General features: G+C 62.5%; 19 protein-coding genes. 8 read left to right on the top strand and 11 right to left on the bottom strand.

Annotated elements, in window-relative coordinates; all coding sequences use genetic code 11:
- Positions 1–7: 7 nt before the first annotated feature.
- From AC2TC0_RS05795 to AC2TC0_RS05810, 4 genes are read left to right on the top strand one after another with little or no spacing between them, the layout of a single operon-like run.
- Positions 8–433 (top strand): Fur family transcriptional regulator, encoded by a 426-nt coding sequence (locus AC2TC0_RS05795; protein WP_484716569.1) that lies wholly within the window; start codon positions 8–10, stop codon positions 431–433.
- Positions 402–1,175, top strand: a complete 774-nt coding sequence (locus AC2TC0_RS05800; RefSeq protein WP_484716570.1) for a lysophospholipid acyltransferase family protein — start codon at positions 402–404, stop codon at positions 1,173–1,175. Before AC2TC0_RS05795 ends, AC2TC0_RS05800 begins: the two co-directional genes overlap by 32 nt.
- Before the next feature lie 17 nt (positions 1,176–1,192).
- The gene (gene miaB, locus AC2TC0_RS05805) at positions 1,193–2,542 is read left to right on the top strand and encodes a tRNA (N6-isopentenyl adenosine(37)-C2)-methylthiotransferase MiaB (RefSeq protein WP_484717462.1); all 1,350 of its coding nucleotides are present in this window, start codon (positions 1,193–1,195) and stop codon (positions 2,540–2,542) included.
- A 6-nt stretch (positions 2,543–2,548) separates the two neighbouring features.
- Entirely contained in the window at positions 2,549–3,553 is a 1,005-nt protein-coding gene (locus AC2TC0_RS05810) for a PhoH family protein (RefSeq protein WP_484716571.1), read from the top strand.
- Positions 3,554–3,568: 15 nt separating this feature from the next.
- Here the strand turns inward: AC2TC0_RS05810 and AC2TC0_RS05815 are convergent, their stop codons facing one another.
- The 4 genes from AC2TC0_RS05815 to polA form a co-directional block, all read right to left on the bottom strand.
- Positions 3,569–4,837, bottom strand: coding sequence for a hypothetical protein (locus AC2TC0_RS05815; protein ID WP_484716572.1), 1,269 nt, complete (start codon positions 4,835–4,837; stop codon positions 3,569–3,571).
- A 507-nt stretch (positions 4,838–5,344) separates the two neighbouring features.
- Complete coding sequence (locus AC2TC0_RS05820) at positions 5,345–5,746, bottom strand: VOC family protein (RefSeq protein WP_484717463.1); 402 nt, start codon at positions 5,744–5,746, stop codon at positions 5,345–5,347.
- A gap of 533 nt (positions 5,747–6,279) precedes the next feature.
- The gene (locus tag AC2TC0_RS05825; protein WP_484716573.1) at positions 6,280–6,495 is read right to left on the bottom strand and encodes a hypothetical protein; all 216 of its coding nucleotides are present in this window, start codon (positions 6,493–6,495) and stop codon (positions 6,280–6,282) included.
- Positions 6,496–6,541: 46 nt separating this feature from the next.
- Positions 6,542–9,340, bottom strand: a complete 2,799-nt coding sequence (gene polA / locus AC2TC0_RS05830; RefSeq protein ID WP_484716574.1) for a DNA polymerase I — start codon at positions 9,338–9,340, stop codon at positions 6,542–6,544.
- Between the two features lie 119 nt (positions 9,341–9,459).
- Between polA and AC2TC0_RS05835 the strand changes: the two genes are divergently transcribed.
- The 4 genes from AC2TC0_RS05835 (at position 9,460) to AC2TC0_RS05850 (ending at position 14,142) form a co-directional block, all read left to right on the top strand.
- Positions 9,460–11,580 carry a hypothetical protein gene (locus tag AC2TC0_RS05835; RefSeq protein ID WP_484716575.1) on the top strand — a complete coding sequence of 707 codons (2,121 nt, stop codon included), beginning with the start codon at positions 9,460–9,462 and terminating at the stop codon, positions 11,578–11,580.
- A 237-nt stretch (positions 11,581–11,817) separates the two neighbouring features.
- Entirely contained in the window at positions 11,818–12,270 is a 453-nt protein-coding gene (locus tag AC2TC0_RS05840; RefSeq protein WP_484716576.1) for a hypothetical protein, read from the top strand.
- Between the two features lie 34 nt (positions 12,271–12,304).
- Positions 12,305–12,751 (top strand): hypothetical protein, encoded by a 447-nt coding sequence (locus AC2TC0_RS05845; RefSeq protein WP_484716577.1) that lies wholly within the window; start codon positions 12,305–12,307, stop codon positions 12,749–12,751.
- Positions 12,752–12,846: 95 nt separating this feature from the next.
- Positions 12,847–14,142: an MFS transporter gene (locus AC2TC0_RS05850; protein ID WP_484716578.1), complete on the top strand. Its 1,296-nt coding sequence runs from the start codon at positions 12,847–12,849 to the stop codon at positions 14,140–14,142.
- A 30-nt stretch (positions 14,143–14,172) separates the two neighbouring features.
- On the opposite strand, the gene AC2TC0_RS05855 is transcribed toward AC2TC0_RS05850, so the two are convergent.
- From AC2TC0_RS05855 to AC2TC0_RS05885, 7 genes are all read right to left on the bottom strand, one after another.
- Entirely contained in the window at positions 14,173–14,616 is a 444-nt protein-coding gene (locus AC2TC0_RS05855; protein WP_484716579.1) for a hypothetical protein, read from the bottom strand.
- Positions 14,617–14,706: 90 nt separating this feature from the next.
- Positions 14,707–15,159, bottom strand: coding sequence for an AAC(3)-I family aminoglycoside N-acetyltransferase (locus tag AC2TC0_RS05860; RefSeq protein ID WP_484716580.1), 453 nt, complete (start codon positions 15,157–15,159; stop codon positions 14,707–14,709).
- The gene (locus tag AC2TC0_RS05865) at positions 15,125–15,976 is read right to left on the bottom strand and encodes an MlaA family lipoprotein (protein WP_484716581.1); all 852 of its coding nucleotides are present in this window, start codon (positions 15,974–15,976) and stop codon (positions 15,125–15,127) included. The genes AC2TC0_RS05860 and AC2TC0_RS05865 overlap by 35 nt, the downstream gene beginning before the upstream one ends.
- A 126-nt stretch (positions 15,977–16,102) precedes the next feature.
- The gene (gene purT / locus AC2TC0_RS05870; protein ID WP_484716582.1) at positions 16,103–17,281 is read right to left on the bottom strand and encodes a formate-dependent phosphoribosylglycinamide formyltransferase; all 1,179 of its coding nucleotides are present in this window, start codon (positions 17,279–17,281) and stop codon (positions 16,103–16,105) included.
- Positions 17,278–17,766: a GFA family protein gene (locus tag AC2TC0_RS05875; RefSeq protein WP_484716583.1), complete on the bottom strand. Its 489-nt coding sequence runs from the start codon at positions 17,764–17,766 to the stop codon at positions 17,278–17,280. Before AC2TC0_RS05875 ends, purT begins: the two co-directional genes overlap by 4 nt.
- Positions 17,767–17,829: 63 nt before the next feature.
- A complete protein-coding gene (locus AC2TC0_RS05880) occupies positions 17,830–18,000 on the bottom strand; it encodes a hypothetical protein (RefSeq protein ID WP_484716584.1) in 171 nt (56 codons plus the stop codon).
- 366 nt (positions 18,001–18,366) lie between these two features.
- Complete coding sequence (locus tag AC2TC0_RS05885; RefSeq protein WP_484716585.1) at positions 18,367–19,803, bottom strand: DUF1501 domain-containing protein; 1,437 nt, start codon at positions 19,801–19,803, stop codon at positions 18,367–18,369.
- Positions 19,804–19,814: the final 11 nt, after the last annotated feature.

Here is a 19,814-nt window from a genome sequence, read left to right on the forward strand (position 1 = left end):
GCCGTCCATGCCCGGTGCCATCGATCTTGAAGCTCTCTGCGCCGAAAAGGGGCTGCGCATTACCGAGCAGCGCCGGATTATTGCGCGGGTGATTTCGGATTCGGCCGACCATCCCGATGTCGAGACGCTCTATGAGCGTGCCTCCGCTATCGACAGCGGCATTTCGATTGCCACCGTCTATCGAACGGTCCGACTGTTCGAAGAGGCTGGTATACTGGACCGTCATGATTTTGGCGACGGCCGCTCGCGCTATGAGGCCGCGCCCGAGGCGCACCACGACCATCTGATCGACGTCGAAACCGGCAAGGTCATCGAATTCGTCGATCCCGAACTTGAAGCCTTGCAAAAGGTAATTGCCGAACGGCTGGGATATCGCCTGGTCGACCACCGCATGGAGCTCTATGGCGTCGCCCTCGATCGCAAGCGCGACTGATCGCGTCCGCATCACGCCGCAGGGGGTGCTGCGCCTCTTGGGGATGCTCGGCGTCCTCTTGTTCCTGATTGTGCCGCACCTTTGCTATCGGGCGGTCGGGCGACCGTCGCCGATGGTGATGGCGTTTCTGAACGCGGTCGGCTGGCTTGGCGGCCTGCGCATTCGCACGACGGGCAAACGGCTCAAACGCAACGTGCTGTTCGCAGCCAATCATGTCAGCTGGCTCGATATCATGGCGTTGGGCGGCGCCGCGCGCTCTTCCTTTGTGGCAAAGTCCGAGGTGCGCGATACGCCGCTGGTTGGTTGGCTGTCCGACCAGAACCATAGCGTGTATGTTGAACGCGCGGCCAAGCGGGATGCGCATGCCCAGGCGCAATCGCTGCATCGTGCGCTGCATCATGGCCACCCCGTGACGCTGTTTCCAGAGGGCACGACCTGGACCGGGCGCGAAATCCTGCCCTTTCGTGCCTCGCTGTTCCAGGCGGTCGCGCCGCCGCCGCCCGGGGTGCGCATCCAGCCGGTGCTGCTGGATTATGGCGACGTGGGACCCGAAATCTGTTGGATCGGCGAGGAAACCGGCCTCGCCAATTTCTTCCGCGTGCTCGCGCGGCTGCGCAACATTCCGCTGACCATTCATTATCTTGACCCGCTGCCCTTTGACACCGTGCACGACCGCAAAGCAATCGCAGAGGCGTGTCGCAGCGCGATCTTGCACCGCATGGTTGCGGTTGGGCTTTGCTGAATCGTGTCGCTTCGCCTATGGGCCGCGCGATGAGTATCACCGCCCCCAAAAGCTATCATGTCAAGAATTTCGGTTGCCAGATGAACGTCTATGACGGCGACCGCATGGCCGAGCTGTTGGGCGCGCAGGGGATGGTCCCTGCTGCCGATGCGGCCGCTGCCGATGTCGTTGTGCTCAACACCTGCCACATCCGCGAAAAGGCTGCGGAGAAGGTCTATTCGGACATTGGCCGCCTGCGCCGCGACGATGGCTCGCGCCCGGTAATTGCAGTGGCGGGCTGCGTAGCGCAGGCCGAGGGCGCGGAAATTGCGCGGCGTGCGCCGATGGTTGATGTCGTCGTCGGCCCGCAGGCTTATCACCGTTTGCCCGAAATGTTGGGTGCCGTGGCGGCTGGGAAGCGCGCCATCGACCTAGATATGCCGCTCGATTCGAAATTCGGTGCCCTGCCCAAACGTGCGGCGGGCCAGCGCCCCAGCGCCTTCCTGACGGTGCAGGAAGGGTGCGACAAATTCTGCACCTATTGCGTCGTACCCTATACGCGCGGTGCAGAGATCAGCCGGCCCTTTACCGACTTGATCGCCGAAGCCCGCGCACTGGTGGAGGCCGGCGCGCGCGAAATCACGCTGCTGGGGCAGAATGTGAATGCGTGGGAGGGCGAGGATGATCGCGGGCGCAGCGTTGGCCTCGACGGCCTGATCCGTGCGCTCGCCGCCATCGATGGGCTGGCGCGCATCCGCTATACCACCAGCCATCCCAACGACATGACCGATGGGCTGATCGCCGCGCATGGCGAGGTCGACAAGCTGATGCCCTTCCTCCACCTGCCGGTGCAATCGGGCAGCGACCGGATTTTGAAGGCGATGAACCGCAGCCACTCGACCGACAGCTATTTGCGGTTGCTCGAGCGTGTCCGCGCGGCACGGCCCGACATTGCCCTGTCGGGCGATTTTATCGTCGGCTTCCCGGGCGAAACCGAGGAAGATTTTGCCGCGACGCTGAACATTGTTGACGCGGTTCGCTACGCGCAGGCCTATAGTTTCAAATATAGCCGCCGCCCCGGCACCCCCGCCGCGACGATGGACGGACAGATTTCCGACGAAGTGATGGACGACCGGCTGCAACGCTTGCAGGCCGCGATCAACCGCCACCAGCATGACTTCAACAGCGCCAGCGTCGGCCGCCGTACGCAAATCTTGCTCGAACGCCATGGCAAGCGTGACGGGCAGCTGCTCGGCAAAACGCCGTGGCTGCAATCGGCGCACGTGATTGCGCCGGGTCTCTCGATCGGCGATATGATTGATGTGACCTTGACTGCCGCCGGGCCAAACAGCCTGACTGCGGAGCCTCTCCAACTGCAGGATGCCTAAAAGCCTATGTCAAAAAAGCCACTGTCGAACACGCCTGCGGCCCCCGGCGACCGCGTCCGCCTGACAGTGGAATTTGAACGCACCCAATTGATGGGCGCGCTGTTCGGCGAATTTGACCGCAATCTGGTCGCCATCGAAAACCGGCTGGGCGTTTACATCTCGGCGCGCGGCAACCGCGTGCAGATCGAGGGCGAGGCCGAAAGCGCGGCGCGCGCGCGCGACGTGCTCTCCACTATCTATGATCAGCTCAGCCATGGGCAAGAGGTCGACCTCGGCCTCGTCGAAGGCGCGATTGCGATGACCGCGCAGCCGACGCTGGATGGCATCATCCGCCACGAGGCGACGCAGACGTCGAGCATCGTCATCCGCACCCGCAAGAAGGTCATCGCGCCGCGCACCAACACGCAGGTCGACTATATGCACGCGCTAGCGCGCGAGGATGTGATTTTCGCGCTCGGTCCGGCGGGGACGGGTAAAACCTATCTGGCGGTGGCGCAGGCGGTGGCGCAGCTGATCACCGGCAGCGTCCAGCGGCTGATCCTGTCACGCCCGGCGGTCGAGGCGGGGGAGAAGCTCGGCTTTCTGCCCGGCGACATGAAGGAAAAGGTCGACCCCTATCTGCGCCCGCTGTACGACGCGCTCCACGATTGCTTGCCCGCCGAACAGGTCGAGCGGCGGATTGCGAGCGGCGAAATCGAAATTGCGCCGCTCGCCTTCATGCGTGGCCGCACGCTGGCCGATGCGTTCGTGATCCTCGATGAAGCGCAGAACACCACTATCCCGCAAATGAAGATGTTCCTCACCCGCTTTGGCCAGAACAGCCGCATGGTGGTGTGCGGCGACCCCAAGCAGGTCGATTTGCCGATACCGGCGAGTTCAGGGTTGGCTGACGCCGTCGAGCGGCTGGAAGGCGTGGAAGGCATTGCGGTAACGCGCTTCTCCAGCGCCGATGTGGTGCGCCACCCGATTGTGGGACGGATTGTCGAGGCATATGAGGGGCGGGGGGATTAGCCGTCCCCGCAGCACCTAATTGGACTCGAAGCTGGTGGCCGCAGCCGCGTCGCGTGTCGTCACCAGATAATCAAATCCCAGCAGCATGAAGCGGGCATCGTGCGGCAGATCGCGCAGCTTTTTGTTCGCTGCCACGGCATGGCGCAGCGGGGCGAGGGGGATCAGCACATGGCCTGTTGCGGGCAGGCTGGCGGGATCCACCCCCGCCGCCGATAGCAAAGGGCCAGCAATCTGGTCGTTCACATCGGTGACCGCGGTCAAGCCGGACGCGCTAGGCCTTATGGCGCGGATTTGACCAGCCAAGGGCAGATACAATATATGCAATGAGCGCTTGCCCTCGCTTGCAGCCAATCCGGGCAAGAGCGACCCGATGTCGTAAATCCATGGCGGGGTGGTGCCGCGCCCCATGTGCGATGCGCCCATTTTGAACAGCACGCGCGGCCGCCGAGGCGACGCATTGTTCCAGGCGTCCAGAAAATAGCGCTGGATCAGCGCTGTCCGCTGTTCATTATTCTCCAGATAGCGTCCGACATTGTTCAGCCGGTAAACCTCAGCGCTGACGGCGAGGGCGTCAAATATCGCCTGCGCTTTGGTATCGCGGGCGAAGCGCTGGCGGAGCGCCGCAACTGCGGCGGCGTCGGTTCTGAACAGCCACAGGTCGTTGAAGCGTCCCTCGGCGATGGCCGCGATATCGGCCTTGGTGGCGGCCTCCAGCTGCTTGCGCAGCGCAGTATCGCGCGTGCGCGCGGCCAGCATTTCGAGCAGCAGGATTGGAGCGCCGACAAATTCCTGATCAATCCCGAACAGGCGGCCCTGCCGGGCAAAGGGCGCGGCGAGCGCGGCATCCTCGACATTCGACAAAAAGGGCATCGTCAGCGCGCGGCCATCGAGCGCGCGGTCGAGCGCGGCCAAGCCACCCTTCGCCAGCAAATCTTGCGTCCATTTTGTGGTGATCGGGCCGACTTCGACCGCGTGGAACAAGGGATCGGCATTTGGCAGCGCCTGCGCGGCGTTGGCCAGCGCGTGCGCCAATTGGGGCGGCCCGGCCAGACCATGATCTTCGCCAAGCGCAATGAACTGGGCATCGGTCAAAGCCCCGCGCAGCCGGTCACCGCCCGCGCCGCCCAGCGTGCCGCCCGAAAAATCGATGGGGAGAATTTCGATGGCAGCAACGGGGGTTTCCGGTTGCGCGACCGGCGTTTGTGCGGACTGCGCTTGTGCGGCCGCAAGCGGGGCGGCAAACATGCCCGAGAAGCAAGCCGCGAACAAGAAAACTGGTCGCATCGAATTTCCTCCCGCTGTATTGGTGCATTAATACAGCGGGAAGTTATCAAGTCAATGCACCGCCGCATGCCGTGCGGGCTCAGCGAGAATTGTCGAGCTGAATGAGCGGCGGTTAAAGCGCGGAAAACTGCGCAACTTCACACGCTATGCAGGGTGCCTCGGTGCTTCAGATTTCGGTAAGGACTGCCGTGAGCGACGGCGAAATATCCCTCATTTGCCAGGGTCGGCCGGTCCGCGTTCCGGCGCCGCTGGTGGACATGGTTAGACGATGGAAAGAACCCCTCCCGCCAGCATCGCAAAGCGATGCAATGTAGGAAAGGGGTTTCACGCAGTGGGCGCAGAGGTGCACAGAGACCGCAGGGGGTTGGGTGTTCGGGGACATGCTGTTGCATAAGCGTTGCGCCGTACATCATTTAAAATGACGAAGGAATTTCGGGGATGACGCAGCTGTCACCGTAATTCCCGTAATTCCGCGTAAGTCCCGAGAAAAGAGGGCGGGGAGCCGGGCTACCAGGCGCCGTTATTGGCCATCGACACCCAGGGTTCGCACGGTTCGAGTTTACCGCCGTGCTGCACCAGTTCGATGGCAATGCCTTCTGGTGTGCGCAAGAATGCCATCCGGCCATCGCGCGGTGGCCGGGCGACCGTAAAGCCTAGATCGAGAATGCGGCGGCACGTCGCGTAGAGGTTGTCGACAACGAAGGCCAAATGCCCGAAATTGCGGCCTCCGGCATATTGCTCGTCATCGTGGTTGTAGGTGAGGTGAACCTCGAACTGATCGTCACCGATAACGTTGAGAACAGCCATCGTGTAGCCGCCCTTCTCGTTCACATAGGTCCCTTTTTCCACGAGGCCGAGCCCCTCGACGAAGAAACGCTTGGTCATCTGGAGATCGTGAACCCGCATCATCGCGTGGGAGAATGCGCGGGCAAAACTCACGCTCGCGCGCGCGGTATCTTCGTTGGAGGGGGGAAGTGGGGACTGGCTCATACGAAACTCCATCAAGCGGCTGGAAGGAAGAGACCGGGCGGAGCAGGACGGGGGGATGGTGCCCCGCCCGGTCAGCTTGTCGGCACCCGTGAAGAGGAGGGAGAAGGCGCCGTCAGCGGTTATCGGCAGTGGACGAATGGTTTCCGATAACCCCACGAAGTTAGGCCCATCGTTACCGCGATAGAATGGCGGAAAGGTGCAAGGCATCATTCCGTCTGGCGTAATGCCGAAGGCTTTCGGGGTCCCGGCCGCTCACAGGTCGAGCACCAGCCGGTCCGCGACGCCCGCTTCCGGAGCAGCAGGAACGAAATTACGGTGACAGAGGTTACGGTGACAGTGCAATAAATTAAGCGAGGGCTTAAGACTAACGGGTTAATTGGTGCGCTGTGTCCGTAAATTATGACCGTAATGAACCGTAATGACCCTAGTGCTGTCACCGTAATGAACCGAGGTCATCTCCTGAAAAAATCATCTTTACCTAGCTGCTGTGCAAAAGTCGGACTAGCTGTGACTTCATAAACTGCTGAACCGGAGCGGATGCTTTCGGGCGTTTCAACTTCAATCGTCATCTTGAACCGATAACGATAATGGGGAGGGGATATGCACCCCGCCAATCCGCATAATGCTGCGCTACCAAGTAGCGCCGCAAATGGACGGCGCGAAATCATGCAGCGGAAATCTAGGTAGGCGGCGCGGCGCGGGAAATATGGTTCATCAATGCGCCTTGCCCCAACTCTTGCCCGTCCCAATCTCCACCTCCAGCGGCACGGACAGCGTCAGCACCGGCGCGCCTGCGCCCATCATTACTTCGCGGATGACCTTGCCCGCCGCCTCCTCGCGCCCTTCGGGGACTTCGAACACCAGTTCGTCGTGCACTTGCAGCAGCATGCGTACATCGCCCAGTCCCGCTTCAACCAACGCGCCCGGCATCCGCACCATTGCGCGTTTGATCAGGTCGGCGCTGGTTCCTTGGATGGGGGCGTTGATGGCGGCGCGTTCGCTGCCCTGGCGTTCGCTTTGGTTCGGGGCCTTGATGCGCGGGAACCAGGTTTTGCGGCCGAAAAGCGTCTCGGTGTAGCCGCGCTCGCGCACGCCCTCCAGCGTGTCACGGATATAGTCGCTAATGCCGGGGAAGCGTTCAAAGTAGCGGCTGATCAGCGCCTGCGCCTCGTCGGGCGTCACTTCCAGCCGTGCGGCAAGTCCCCAGCGCGAAATGCCATAGAGGATCGAGAAATTGACCGTCTTGGCCTTGCCGCGCGTGTCGCGGTTGACCTCGCCGAACAATTCGATCGCGGTGGCGGCGTGAATGTCCTGCCCTTGGGCAAAGGCTTCTTTCAGCTCGGGCACATCGGCCATGTGCGCGGCAAGACGCAGCTCGATCTGGCTGTAATCCGCTGCCAGCAGCACATGCCCCGGCGCGGCGATGAAGGCGTCGCGGATTTGGCGGCCAACCTCGGTGCGGATCGGGATGTTTTGCAGGTTCGGGTCGGTTGACGACAAGCGCCCGGTCTGCGCGCCGACCAGGCCATAACTGGTGTGGACGCGCCCCGTTTTCGCATTGATCTGTTGCTGCAGCGCGTCGGTGTAGGTCGATTTGAGCTTCGCCAGCTGGCGCCATTCCAATATCATGCGCGCAATCGGCACGCCGTCGCGTTCCAAGCGTTCGAGCTCGCTTTGGTCGGTCGACCAGTCGCCCGATTTGCCCTTGCGCCCCCCCTTCAGGCCCAGCTTGTCGAACAGGATTTCGCCCAATTGCTTGGGGCTGCCGATGGCAAAGGGCTGGCCGGCCTCCAGATGGATCGCCGCCTCGATCCGCGCCATCTCGGTCGCGAACTCGCCCGATAGCCGCGCCAGATAATCGCGGTCGACCATGATCCCGGCATTTTCCATGCGCTCGACCACGGGCACCAGCGGTCGGTCGACCATTTCATAAACGCGCGTCCCGCCTTCGCGCGGCAGGCGCAGCTTCAGCAGTTGCCACAGCCGCAGCGTGACGTCAGCGTCCTCGGCGGCATATTCGGTGGCGCGGGGCAGGGGGACCTCGGCAAAGCTGATCTGGCTCTTGCCGGTCCCGCACACCTCCTTGAACGACAGGCATGTGTGATCGAGGTGCAGTTTCGCCAGCTCGTCCATGCCATGCCCATGCGCGCCCGCATCGAGCGCAAAGCTCATCACCAGCGTGTCATCATAGGGAGCGATATGGATGTCATGCTGCGCTAGCACGCCCATGTCATATTTGAGGTTGTGGCCGATCTTGAGCACCGCATCGTCGGCGAGCAGCGAGCGCAGCAACGCCAGCGCGTCGTCGAGCGGAACTTGCTGCGGCTTTTCGGAGAACATGTCGCTGCCGCCATGTCCGAGCGGGATGTAACAGGCCTTGCCCGGCGCGGTGGCCAGACTGACCCCGACCAGCGTACCGGTAACGCTGTCGAGGCTGGCGGTTTCGGTGTCGACCGCGACGACATGCGCCGCGCGCGCGTCCGTGACCCACTGCTCAAGCTCGGCCAGAGTGGTAACGCAGGCATAGCCACTGCGGTCAATCGGTGTGCTGGCGGATAGGGCGGGGGCAGGCGACGGGGATGTGCCATTACCCTGCGTCTTCAGCGGCGATGGACCCGGCGGCGCAGCGCCGCTGTCGAGCTTCGCGGCCAACGAGCGAAAGCCATGCTCGGTCAGGAACGCGCGCAGCGGATCGGGCGGGATCGCGCCCAGCTTCAGCGCATCCAACGGGTCGGGCAGCGGCACGTCGCGCTTCAAATCGACGAGCACCCGCGACAGCCGCGCCATGTCGGCATGTTCTATCAGATTGTCGCGCAATTTGCCGGGCTTCATGCCCTCGGCGGCGGCGAGCGCAGCCTCCATGCTGCCATGTTCGACGACCAGCTTGGTCGCAGTTTTGGGCCCGACGCCAGGGACACCAGGCACGTTGTCGACGCTGTCACCCATCAACGCGAGGACATCACCTACCCGTTCAGGCTCGACGCCGAACTTTTCCTGGACCCCGGCGACGCCGATGCGGACATTTTTCATCGTGTCGAGCATATCGACGTGCGGACCGTCGGCGGGCTCGCGCACCAATTGCATCAAATCCTTGTCGGACGATACAATGGTGACGTCCCACCCGGACGCCACCGCCGTCTCGGCATAGGTGGCAATCAGATCGTCGGCCTCGTAATTTTCAAGTTCAATGCACGGCAGCGAAAAGGCGCGCGTCGCATCACGGATCAGCGGGAATTGCGGCCGCAGATCTTCGGGCGGCTCCGGCCGGTTCGCCTTGTACTGGTCATAAATGTGGTTGCGGAACGACTGGCTCGAATGATCGAGGATAACGGCAAGGTGCGTCGGCCCGTCGGCTTCATGCAAATCCTTCGCCAGCTTCCACAACATGGTGGTGTAACCATAGACCGCGCCGACCGGCACGCCTTGCGGATTGGTGAGCGGCGGCAAGCGGTGATAGGCACGAAAGATATAGCTTGAGCCATCGACCAGATAGAGATGATTCTTTTGGGACATGTGGCGCGGTGTAGCAGCGCACGCGCGGGCGGCCTAGCGCTGCAGAAAGCGTGCAAAATCGACCTCTGGTCTTTGTCCGCCGTTCGCACTAGCTTCACATGCGGGGGAGCTTGGCGCGAATGGCCGAAAAGCAATTGGATGATTGCGACGGGTCGTTGCCAGCGGGCGCGGCGCCAGCGCGCCTGACCCTGTTCGGTGAATTTGCATTGGCGGGGCCGGATGGCAAGGCGATTGCGCTGCCCAACCGCCGCGCGCGCGCCTTGCTGGCCATTTTGGCGCTGGCGCCCGGCCAATCGCTCGCGCGTGAGACCATTACCGGGCTCCTCTGGCCCGGACGGTTCGAGGCGCAAGCGCGGGCCAGCTTGCGCCAGTGCCTGCTCGAACTGGGTAAAATTCTCGAAATGCATGGCTGTGCCATCTTGTCCGTTGCGCGCGACGCGGTGGCGCTGAACCCCGGCAGGGTCACGAGCGACCTCGCCGAACTCGATATGGCGCTGGCGGTGGGTGATGTGGAGATGGTGCGCTGCATGTTGGGTAGCATCGGTGCCAAACGGCTGCTTGGCCCGATGCAGTTCGGCGATGAATTCGCCCGCTGGCTGAGCGCGCGCCGCGCCGAGGTCGATGCGCGGATCGGCGTTAGCATCGGCGAAGCGGTGGACCGGCTACAGCGTGCCGGCAATGCGCCGACCGCCAACCGTCTGGCGCAGGCCTGGGCCGTGCGCGGCGTGCAGGGACTGCGACCAGAGCCTGGCGCGGGCGACGACCGCGTTCGCATTGCCGTGATGCCTTTCCACGCACTTGGTGCGCCGGAAGGGCAGGATTATTTCGCCGATGGCATTGTCGATGAACTGATTACGACACTCGGGCAGGTGCAGCAGATGCGCGTGGCTGGCCGCGCTTCTGCGTTTCATTTTCGCGGTAGCACGCTGGCTCCCGCCTCTATCGCACAGACGCTGGGGGTCGAGCATCTGGTCGAAGGGTCGGTGCAGCGACAGGGCGAACGCGTGCGCATCTTCGTCCGGTTGATCGACGGATCGAACGGCTTTGAACGTTGGGGTGAACGCTATGACGGCACGCTCGACGCCATTTTCCAGCTGCAGGAAAATGTCGCGCAGGCGGTGACGCGCGCGATTGCTGCCGCGCTCAAAATCGAGATACCGGACCCCGAAGTGCGCAGCATGACGCACAGCAAAGAGGCCTATGACCTGTATTTGCAGGGGCAATCGCTCTGCGCCAAACGTTTTGGTGAGGGCGTATTGGATACGGCGGTCACCCTGTTCAAGCGCGCGCTCGCGCTTGATCCCGAATTTGCCGAATGCTGGGTTGCGCTGGCCGAGGCGCACCAGCTGGTGTCGGTTTATACCCAGTGCCCCGACCGCAATGGTGAGGCCGCAAAAATGGCCGAATGCGCGCACCGCGCCATCGCCCTATCGCCGGGGCTGGCTTATGCTTATTCGCTCCTGGGTGTCTATGAACTGACCCGCTTCAATTTTACCGGCGGGCTTGATTATGGTTATCAGGCGTATCGGCTAGACCCCAACGATCCGGCGGTGCAGATGCGGCTCGCCTATTTCCTGATCTTTATCGGCCGGACGCGCGATGCCGTGCCTTACATCAAGGCCGCAGTCGACCAGGATCCGGTCGATGGGCGCAAATATGCGCTGCTGTGGTGTGTGCAATTCTGTATGGGCGAACTAGAGGCGGCGACCATATCGGCGCAGCGTATGGTCGATCTGGGCATGCCATCCATTCACCAGGGGCTCAATTCGGCGGTACAGGGGCAGCATGACCGCGCCATCGAACAATATCTGCAGACGCAGTCGATGGTGAACGACATGATCCTGCCGCCCGTCGGCATCGGCATCCAGACGCCCGAAGCGATGGATGCCTATTGGATGCTTGCGGCCAAGGGCATCTGCGGCGGGAAAGAGGAGTATCGCGAGCAATATGGCCAAGTGCTCGAAATGCTCTTTGCCGTGCTGCACGACAAATCGGACATCGCTATCAGCGGTCCAGCGGTCATGATCGGCAATGTCGATCTGGTTTTCCGGACCTATGGCCTCAGTATCACGCCGTCCAACCTGATGGGGCTGGTGCCGCTGTGGACCGAGGTCGAACCAATGTGCCGCATCTGGCAGGACCCCGAATTCATCCCCTTCGCCCAGCGCATCGGCATGGCGGCGGCGTGGGATAAATATGGCTGGCCCGACCTGCTGGCGGTGCCCACGAACGGCGTTTAACCTCCTCCTGACGCTTTATTGACGCTTTATTGACGCCGCGGCCGATTGACGCTGCGGCACCTTTGCCAGCATCATGCAGGGCACAGGGAAAGCCAAAAATGAACGGTTTGGACGGATCGCAGCGATGGGATTCCGAAGGCTAGGACACTGTGTCCGCTTTGCGGCGGGCGCGGCGCGCTTTCCTGCAACGCTACCGTCCGCTTGGTTCCGAGCAGGCGGCATTGAGGGAGAGAGACGATGACGATGCTGAAGAACATGATGATGGCTGCGGCCATGATGATCACGGTGCCGATGGCCCTGCCTACCGCCGCATTGGCGCAGGAATCGCCGCTTGTGGCGGGTGACTATGCCGAAGTTGGCGGCATTTACGTCAAGGACGGTGCGACGCTGAAATATGCCATGCACCTCGCCGGCGAATGGAAAAGGAACCAGGAATTCGCCAAATCGCAGGGCTGGATCACCGGCTATAGCATCTGGGTCAACGAAAATCCCCGCGATGGCGAACCGAATGTCTATCTGATGACGACTTTCGCCAGCATGCCCGACACCGCCGAAGAACAGCGCCGCGCCAAGGTTTATGACGCATGGGCGAAAAGCACCATCGCGCAGCGCCAGGCAGAGTCCGGCAACCGTGCCGAATATCGCACGATCAAAAGCAGCATGCTCCTGCGCGAATATAAGGTTCGTTGAGCCGCGCTGATTTCATCAAATTTGGAGAGATACGATGAAGACTTTGAAAACACTGTTTGCCGGGGCCGCATTGATGGTTGCCGCCGCGCTCGCCGCGCCTGCCGTGGCGCAGGAATCGAGCTACACCCCCGGCACGGTCTGGGAAGCCAGCCGCATCGACGTGATGCCCGGCCAGTTCGAAAACTACATGGATTACCTCGCCACCACCTGGAAGAAGATTCAGGAAATGGGCAAGAAAGAGGGCGTGGTGGTCAGCTACCGCGTGCTCGCGGTCAATAATCCTCGCGCCGGTGAGCCCGACCTGATCCTGCTGATCGAGTATAAGGACTATATGACCACCGCGCAGCAGGAAGCGATGCGCAAAAAGGTGCAAGCCGCGCTGGCGCTGGACAATCGCACGGCCGCCGCCGGCAATGCCGAGCGCATGAAGATGCGCGAGAGCCTTGGCTCGACCGAATATCAGGAATTGGTTCTGAAATAAGCGACCCATTCGGAACCAATGGCGGGCGGCAGTCATCCCTGGTCGCCGCCCGCCACACCCATTTTCCCAGCCATCGCCTGTAAAGGAGTGCCGCCATGGCCAGCACGCTTGCCCTGCCGATGCCCGCACCGCAGCTTGCCCTCAGCGAGCATCGCACGCTGCGTGTCACGACATTGTTCCTGCTCTACATTGCGCAGGGCTTGCCGCTCGGCCTCATCAACTTCGCGTTGCCCGGCTGGCTTGCACAAAATGGCGCGTCGGCGGCGGCAATTGGCGCATTGCTGGCGATGGCCAATCTGCCATGGACGTTTAAGCTTGCCTATGGCGTAGTGATGGACCGCTATGCCTTCCTCGCCATGGGGCGGCGGCGGCCATGGATCATTGCCGGTCAGCTGGGCATGATCGGCACTTTTGCGGTGATGGCGGTGATGAACCCCGACGCGGCAGACATTGCACTGGTCACCACCTTTGCCTTCGCGCTTGGCATGGGGTCAGCCATTCAGGACGTTGCGGTGGACGGACTCGCCGCCGACATCTTGCCCGAAAAAGAGATTGAGCGCGTGAATGGCGTCATGTTCGGCGGCCAGATGGCCGGTATCGCCGTTGGCACCGGGCTGGGCGGCACCCTGATCGCCTATCAGGGTGTGCCGACCGCTGCGCTCGCGCTGGCCGCAATTCTGGTGATGATTCTCGCGCTCGTGGTGGCGGTGCGCGAACGCGCGGGCGAGCGGCTGCTGCCGTGGACGGAGGGACACGCCACGCAGCGCAATCTCGACATCCATCTGGGCGCATTGTGGCCGATCATTCGCAACGTCTTTGCGGCCATGTCACAGCGGCAAATCCTGTTCCTGATGCTGGCTTTCGTGACGGCGCTGTCGGCACCCGGGATTTTGAACGGGGTCAAACCGATGTTCGCTACCGACGTGCTAGGGTGGCAGAAAGATACCTTCACCATCTGGTCGAGCCAGGCGCAGTTGCTTGCCGGACTGCCCACCGCGCTCGTGTTCGGCTTTGTGGCTGCGCGGTGGGGAGCGCGGCAGGCCTTCATTTTTGCTGCTTTGATGACGGGGCTTTGCGCGCTGGTGATGCTGGCGCTGCAATCACAGTGGGCCAGCCCTGCCGTCTTCATTGCCTTCATCTTTGCCACCGAAATTGTGCGCGCCATGCGGCTCGTTGCGGGCGGCGCGCTGGCGATGCGCTTGTGCACGCCCGCAATCGCCGCGACGCAGTTTGCGGTGTTTATGGCGGTGTTCAATCTGGGCTCGGTGCTTGGCGGACTGATGCTCGGCTGGCTCGACGGCATTGGCGGCATCCCAGCCATGTTGACTGCAGCGGCGCTGTTGAGCTTTGTGGCGGCCGGTCTGGCATTGACGGCGAAGGTGGGGCGGTAATGATCGCCGCACCAACTGCCGCAGCCAACCTTATTTCAGCCAGCCGCGCCGCGCGGCGAGGCGTGCCAGCATCAACAGGCCGACGGCTATCGCTACCACACTCGACAGGATAACCACCTGCGGGGTCCCGAATGCGGCGAAAACGCCTTCCGTCATGTCGCCGATGTAAAGGACGATATAGCCCGCCAGCGACAGCCCAAGCACCGGCGTGGCCGATTGGCGCCCTGCCAGCAGCAGCAGCGTTCCGATCAGCCCGCCAATCGTGCCGACGCCAAAGGCAATCGGCATCCACACCGGCAGCCCGGCATAAAGCGCGGCCTGTGCCGCCGTCATGCCGCCGTTCAACAGCATGGTCTCGTCGGCAAAAGTCTGAGTCGCGAACTGGTAAACGCCAAAGACGTTCCACAGGATGCCCAGCCCTATCACGGCGCGGAACCAGACAGGGGTGCGAGCAAAGGTCACTTGTTCGGACATGCAAAACTCCTCGGGGGCGGGTGTGCAGGGAGTTGCAGACCCTTGCCTTGGAGACGCGCACGGTCCGGCAGATTCGACAGGACGTCGAATTTATTTCGGCGCGATGTCGAAATGCATCACATCTTCCCGGGTGCCGAGCTTGGTATAGAGCGCAATGGCGGGGTCATCGCCATGGTCGGCCTGGACATAGATGACCCACGCGCCGATTTCGCGCGCCATGTCCTGCAAATGGCCAATCAGCGCAGTGGCGATGCCGCGCCGCTGGTGGCTGACGGCGACGGCCAAGTCATAGATGTAAATCTCGCTGCGCTCCTGTTCCAGCTTCGCCAGCACATAGCCGGTGAGCGCGCCAACGACTGCTTCACCGTCCAGCGCCGCCAGCGCTATTACCGTGGGATTGGCCAATTGTGCGCGCAGCCATTCGTCGGCGGGCGGCGTACTGGCATAATGCTCGGGATCTTCGAAGACATCAGCGAACAGCGCGTTGATGCCGCGCATTTGGGTGATGTCATTCGGGCCGAGGCGCTGTATCGACAAGGTCATTGGGTGTCGCCTCCTCGCTGATCACCGGCGTCTTTGTGCGCCCGCGCAGCGCATCAATCTCGGCCTGCCGCCGCGCCAGATATTGCTCGCGTGTGGCGCGATAGGGGTTGGCACTGTCTTCGTTGAGCGCGCGGATAGCCTCGTCGTTCTCGATGCGGTAATCCAGTGCGCTCAGCGTGCCCGCCGGGATGGCAACGATTGGCTCGTTGATCGGCGGTGGCAGGATGCTCCCCAGAAACAGCGCATCGACCGTGCCGCCGAACAAGTCACGCACCGTGGTCGATCCGATCAGCGGCAGATAGAAATAGGCCCCCGGCTTAACGCCATAAAAGCCCAGCGTGTTGGCAAAGCCATTGGGACGGCGTGGCAGGTTGAAGGGCTTTTTCTTCGCGACGTCGATGATGCCAGCCAGCCCGATGGTCGAATTAATGCCAAAGCGCCCGACCGTCTCGAACGCCTTGCCGACCTTCAATTGCAGCAGATAATTGACCGCCGCAATCGGCTCGCGCAGGTTCTGGAACACATTGCGCAGCGCCTTGCGCACCCCGCGCGGTGCGGCCTTTTCATAGGCGCGTGCCACTGGCGCGACCAGCGCCTCGTCCATCTCCTGCACCGCCTCAAAGCTCTGCACATTGACCGCTTGCAGCGGGTCTTCGGGCGGCGGCGCTGGCTCAGCGGTGACGATGATTTCGCTGTCAGCCGGCGGCTGGGGGGCAGGCGTCTGGGTGGTCGCCGTCGGCGCGGGCGCGGGCGCGATGACGGGTTCGGCCACCGGCTCGGCGACCAGCAAGGCAAGCGGAAGAAGCCAAGACTGCATGCTGTTGCACATTTCCTTCGGCCGGGTGGGAGGGGGTCGGCCAGTCGCTCAGCTTATCGCACACCAGCACCGATGCAACGCCCTTGATCGGCAAGGAAAATCCCGTCGTCGCGGCTCCGCCTCGCCTCAGCGATAGGTGACGCGGACCTGCGCGGCCGCTGCAACCGCTGCGGCGCGCGCGTCGTCCAGCGTACCTCCATCGACGCGCGCCAGCGCAACGCCCATGCGGCGATAGGGCCGGGTCATCGGTTTGCCAAAAATGCGGACATCGATGTGCGTCGCCGGATCAGGCGGTGCCAGCGCGGCGGCGAGGCCGGAAATGGCAAAATCATCGGCATCGCGGTCGGCCAAGATAACCGCGCTGGCGCTTGCAGCGGGCACCGCGATGGCGGGGATGGGCAATCCCAATATCGCGCGCGCGTGCAGATCAAACTCGCTCAGCGTCTGCGACACCAGCGTCACCATGCCGGTGTCATGCGGGCGCGGGCTGAGTTCCGAAAAAATGACCGCATCGCCTTTCACGAAAAATTCGACGCCGAAAATCCCGTGGCCGCCCAGCGCATCGACCACTTTGGCCGCCATCGCCTGCGCGCTGGCCAGCGCGACGGGTGACATGGCGGCGGGTTGCCAGCTTTCGCGATAATCGCCGCGTTCCTGCCGGTGGCCAATCGGCGGACAAAAGGTCACGCCATCCTTGTGCCGCACGGTCAGCAGCGTAATTTCATAATCGAAATCGACGAACGCCTCGGCAATCACGCGCAGCCGGTCACCGCGCATGCCCGATGCGGCATAGTCCCACGCCGCACCGATTCCGGCAGCGTCGCGCACGGTGCTTTGTCCCTTGCCCGACGACGACATGACCGGTTTGACAACCAGTGGAAAGCCGATCCGCCCTGCCGCCGCCGCCAATTCGTCGCGGGTCGTCGCATATTCGAAGCGTGAGGTGGCGAGGCCCAGTGTGCCCGACGCCAGGTCGCGGATCGCATCGCGGTTCATGGTCAGCTGCGCCGCGCGGGCGCTGGGCACAACGTGAAAGCCGTCGGCCTCTACCTCGGCCAGCACCTCGGTGCGGATCGCCTCTATCTCGGGCACAATATGGTCGGGACGGTGCCGAGCAATGACGGCGCGCAGCGCATCGCCGTCGAGCATCGAGAAAACCTCGCTCTCGTCCGCCACCTGCATCGCCGGCGCGGCGGCATAGCTGTCACAGGCGATGACATGGCAGCCAAGCCGCTTGGCCGAAATCACAAATTCGCGCCCTAACTCGCCCGACCCGAGCAACAGGATTTTGGCCGTCGGAGTCATGCGGGCCAGCTTGCCGTATCGTGATCGGGATGCTGGCGGTTCGACGCGCTGATGCTGCCGACCTGTGCCGCCATGGTTTCTTCGGTGGTGCCTTCATCGGGCAGCGCGGGCAGGCTGGCGATCCACGGCAACCGCGCCTCGATCCCGAACTGCATTTGCGGGGCAAAGGCGGCGGGCTGGTCGAGCGAGCCGGTGGTCACGCACAAATGCTTGCTGGTGCGATAGCTGTAGGTCAGCGGCGTTCCGCAATCGCGGCAAAAGCCGCGCGTGACATCGGCGGAACTGGCAAATTCGGCCGGTGCACCGCGTGTCCAATCGATCTGGTCGCGGTCAACACTGACCAGCGCCGCAAAAAAATTGCCCGCCGCCTTCTGGCACATGCGGCAATGGCAGATGTGCGACGTTTCCGCCTTTGGCACCGCGCGATATCGCACCGCGCCGCACTGGCATCCGCCGGTTACTGCCTCGATTGCCGTCGTCATCATCCTGCCCTTCCTCCGCGCGTTGGCCTATAGCGCCAATGCGATAGCAGCAAGGGGTGTCCGACATCAGGGTCGCAGGCGCAGCGCCCCCGACTGGAACAGCAGGACGAACAGCATCCCGCCGAGCACAATCACCAAAGATATGGCAAGGACATAGCGCAAACCGACGCCGGTCTTGCCCGCGCGCGCCTCGTCGGTGTCAACAACGGTGGTATCGCCTTCTTTATGGGCTGTCATGGTCCTGTTCCTCGCGCTGCCATGGCTGGTCACTGTTATACAGCATTGGCCCAAACCCTGGAAAATGTTTCGGGTAGTTGGCGGTTTCTGCCGCCGCTGGAGTGACAATCGCGGTTCACTACTTGACCGGAGGCGTCTCGGCTGGCGTTTCCCCGGGATAGTCCACGTCTCCGCCCTCGCCAGGAATCTCATCGGGCTGGTTTGGAGGAAGTTCGTTTGGGACCACCGGCTTGGGGTTGGGGTCATGCATGGCTGTTCCGATCGCATCGCGCGGCCAATCTTGCGGCCACGCCATGTCAACCGCTCAAGGCCGTGATTGTTCCGCCGTGAAGCAATGACGGAACGCTGCGCACGTTTGCTGTCAGATCAGGCCAAGAAGCCCAGATTGGCGCTGGCAAAACGACCGATATTCGGCGTCACGCTGGGCAGTTCGCTGGCCGACACGCCGAACCAGCTGGCCATCGTGGCGGCATATTGATCGGTGGCGATGGTCGGCAGCAGGCGGCCTTGACCAACCTGATCGTCGCTGCGCACCGAAATTTGCGGCGCCACGCCATAATAGCGCCCGCCATTGACCGCGCCGCCGATAACAAAATGGTGCGAGCCCCAGCCATGGTCCGACCCGTCGCCGTTCGATTGCAGCGTGCGGCCGAAATCCGACGCGGTAAAGGTCGTCACCTTGTCGGCAATGCCCATTTCGACGGTGGCACGGTAAAACGCATCCACGGCGAAATCGAGTTGTCCCATCAGATTGCCCTGATTGGCAATCAGATTGTCATGCAAATCGAACCCGCCCATGCTGACGAGGAAGACTTGTCGACGCGCGCCCAGCGCCTGTCGCGCTGCAATCATCCGCGCGACGATCTGCAATTGGTTAGCGAGGCCGTTGTTGCCAACCGCGGGGCGGAAGGATGTGGTCAGCGTTACCCCTTGCAACGCTTGTGAGACGACGCTTTCCGCATCGATCGACCGTTTGGCGATCCGGTTATATTCGGCTTCCAGAACATGATTGCTGGTCTGGGTCATCAAATTGCGCAGCGCGGCGCTGGCAGCAGATGAGCCGAATAGCGAATTGTTGCGCAGACTGTTCACCGCAATCGCGCCGCTACTGGACACTTGATAGGACAGGGCCTGCTGGCCCGACAGGAACACCGCGTTTCCGGTCGCCGATATGCAAGTGAACAGGCTGTTGGCGTTACTCGACAGGGCAAGGTCGCCCATGCGACCGCCCCAGCCGTCGGTAGCGCCCTCGGGCTTCGATGATTGCCACGTCGATTGCTGGTCATTGTGTGAAAACAGCTTCGCCGGACGCGGATTGGCTGCGTGGTTCGAGCTGTTATACTGCGCCAGCGTCAGCGGCGCGATGAGCGGTCCTACGTTCAGCACCGGCGCCATGCGCCCGGCATCAAACAGTGCCTTCATCCGCGTCATTTCAGGCGCGAGCGCATATTGCAGATTGTTGGTCAGCACTTGGCCGCCCGCCGGGGTCAGCGCCGTCCCCGCCAGCGATGCACGCGCCGGGGTGATGCCGCCCGCCGTTTGTCCCGGTCCGCCGCCGCGGATGGCGCTGTACAGATCATAATTGGTTGAATCAAAGGGGATCAGCGTGCTGTTGTGATCATTCCCGCCATAAAGAAATATGCACACCAGCGCCTTGTAATCATTTCCGGCACTGAAGGCGGCGGCTTCACCAATGCCGACCAGCCCGGTGGCCCAGGCCGATGCCGTTCCGGCAATCGCGAGTTGTTGGCTGCGGCGAAGGAAGGCGCGACGCGAAATTTCATCCATTCGGCTGATATGCATGACCGGACGCC

Source organism: Sphingopyxis sp. sgz302558, assembly GCF_057220455.1.

Coding starts and splice junctions, on each gene's coding strand:
- AC2TC0_RS05795 (WP_484716569.1), top strand. CDS start 8: ATGCCCGGTGCCATCGATCTTGAAGCTCTCTGCGCCGAAAAGGGGCTG.
- AC2TC0_RS05800 (WP_484716570.1), top strand. CDS start 402: ATGGCGTCGCCCTCGATCGCAAGCGCGACTGATCGCGTCCGCATCACG.
- miaB (WP_484717462.1), top strand. CDS start 1,193: ATGGGCCGCGCGATGAGTATCACCGCCCCCAAAAGCTATCATGTCAAG.
- AC2TC0_RS05810 (WP_484716571.1), top strand. CDS start 2,549: ATGTCAAAAAAGCCACTGTCGAACACGCCTGCGGCCCCCGGCGACCGC.
- AC2TC0_RS05815 (WP_484716572.1), bottom strand. CDS start 4,837: ATGCGACCAGTTTTCTTGTTCGCGGCTTGCTTCTCGGGCATGTTTGCC.
- AC2TC0_RS05820 (WP_484717463.1), bottom strand. CDS start 5,746: ATGATGCGGGTTCACGATCTCCAGATGACCAAGCGTTTCTTCGTCGAG.
- AC2TC0_RS05825 (WP_484716573.1), bottom strand. CDS start 6,495: ATGATTTCGCGCCGTCCATTTGCGGCGCTACTTGGTAGCGCAGCATTA.
- polA (WP_484716574.1), bottom strand. CDS start 9,340: ATGTCCCAAAAGAATCATCTCTATCTGGTCGATGGCTCAAGCTATATC.
- AC2TC0_RS05835 (WP_484716575.1), top strand. CDS start 9,460: ATGGCCGAAAAGCAATTGGATGATTGCGACGGGTCGTTGCCAGCGGGC.
- AC2TC0_RS05840 (WP_484716576.1), top strand. CDS start 11,818: ATGACGATGCTGAAGAACATGATGATGGCTGCGGCCATGATGATCACG.
- AC2TC0_RS05845 (WP_484716577.1), top strand. CDS start 12,305: ATGAAGACTTTGAAAACACTGTTTGCCGGGGCCGCATTGATGGTTGCC.
- AC2TC0_RS05850 (WP_484716578.1), top strand. CDS start 12,847: ATGGCCAGCACGCTTGCCCTGCCGATGCCCGCACCGCAGCTTGCCCTC.
- AC2TC0_RS05855 (WP_484716579.1), bottom strand. CDS start 14,616: ATGTCCGAACAAGTGACCTTTGCTCGCACCCCTGTCTGGTTCCGCGCC.
- AC2TC0_RS05860 (WP_484716580.1), bottom strand. CDS start 15,159: ATGACCTTGTCGATACAGCGCCTCGGCCCGAATGACATCACCCAAATG.
- AC2TC0_RS05865 (WP_484716581.1), bottom strand. CDS start 15,976: ATGCAGTCTTGGCTTCTTCCGCTTGCCTTGCTGGTCGCCGAGCCGGTG.
- purT (WP_484716582.1), bottom strand. CDS start 17,281: ATGACTCCGACGGCCAAAATCCTGTTGCTCGGGTCGGGCGAGTTAGGG.
- AC2TC0_RS05875 (WP_484716583.1), bottom strand. CDS start 17,766: ATGATGACGACGGCAATCGAGGCAGTAACCGGCGGATGCCAGTGCGGC.
- AC2TC0_RS05880 (WP_484716584.1), bottom strand. CDS start 18,000: ATGACAGCCCATAAAGAAGGCGATACCACCGTTGTTGACACCGACGAG.
- AC2TC0_RS05885 (WP_484716585.1), bottom strand. CDS start 19,803: ATGCATATCAGCCGAATGGATGAAATTTCGCGTCGCGCCTTCCTTCGC.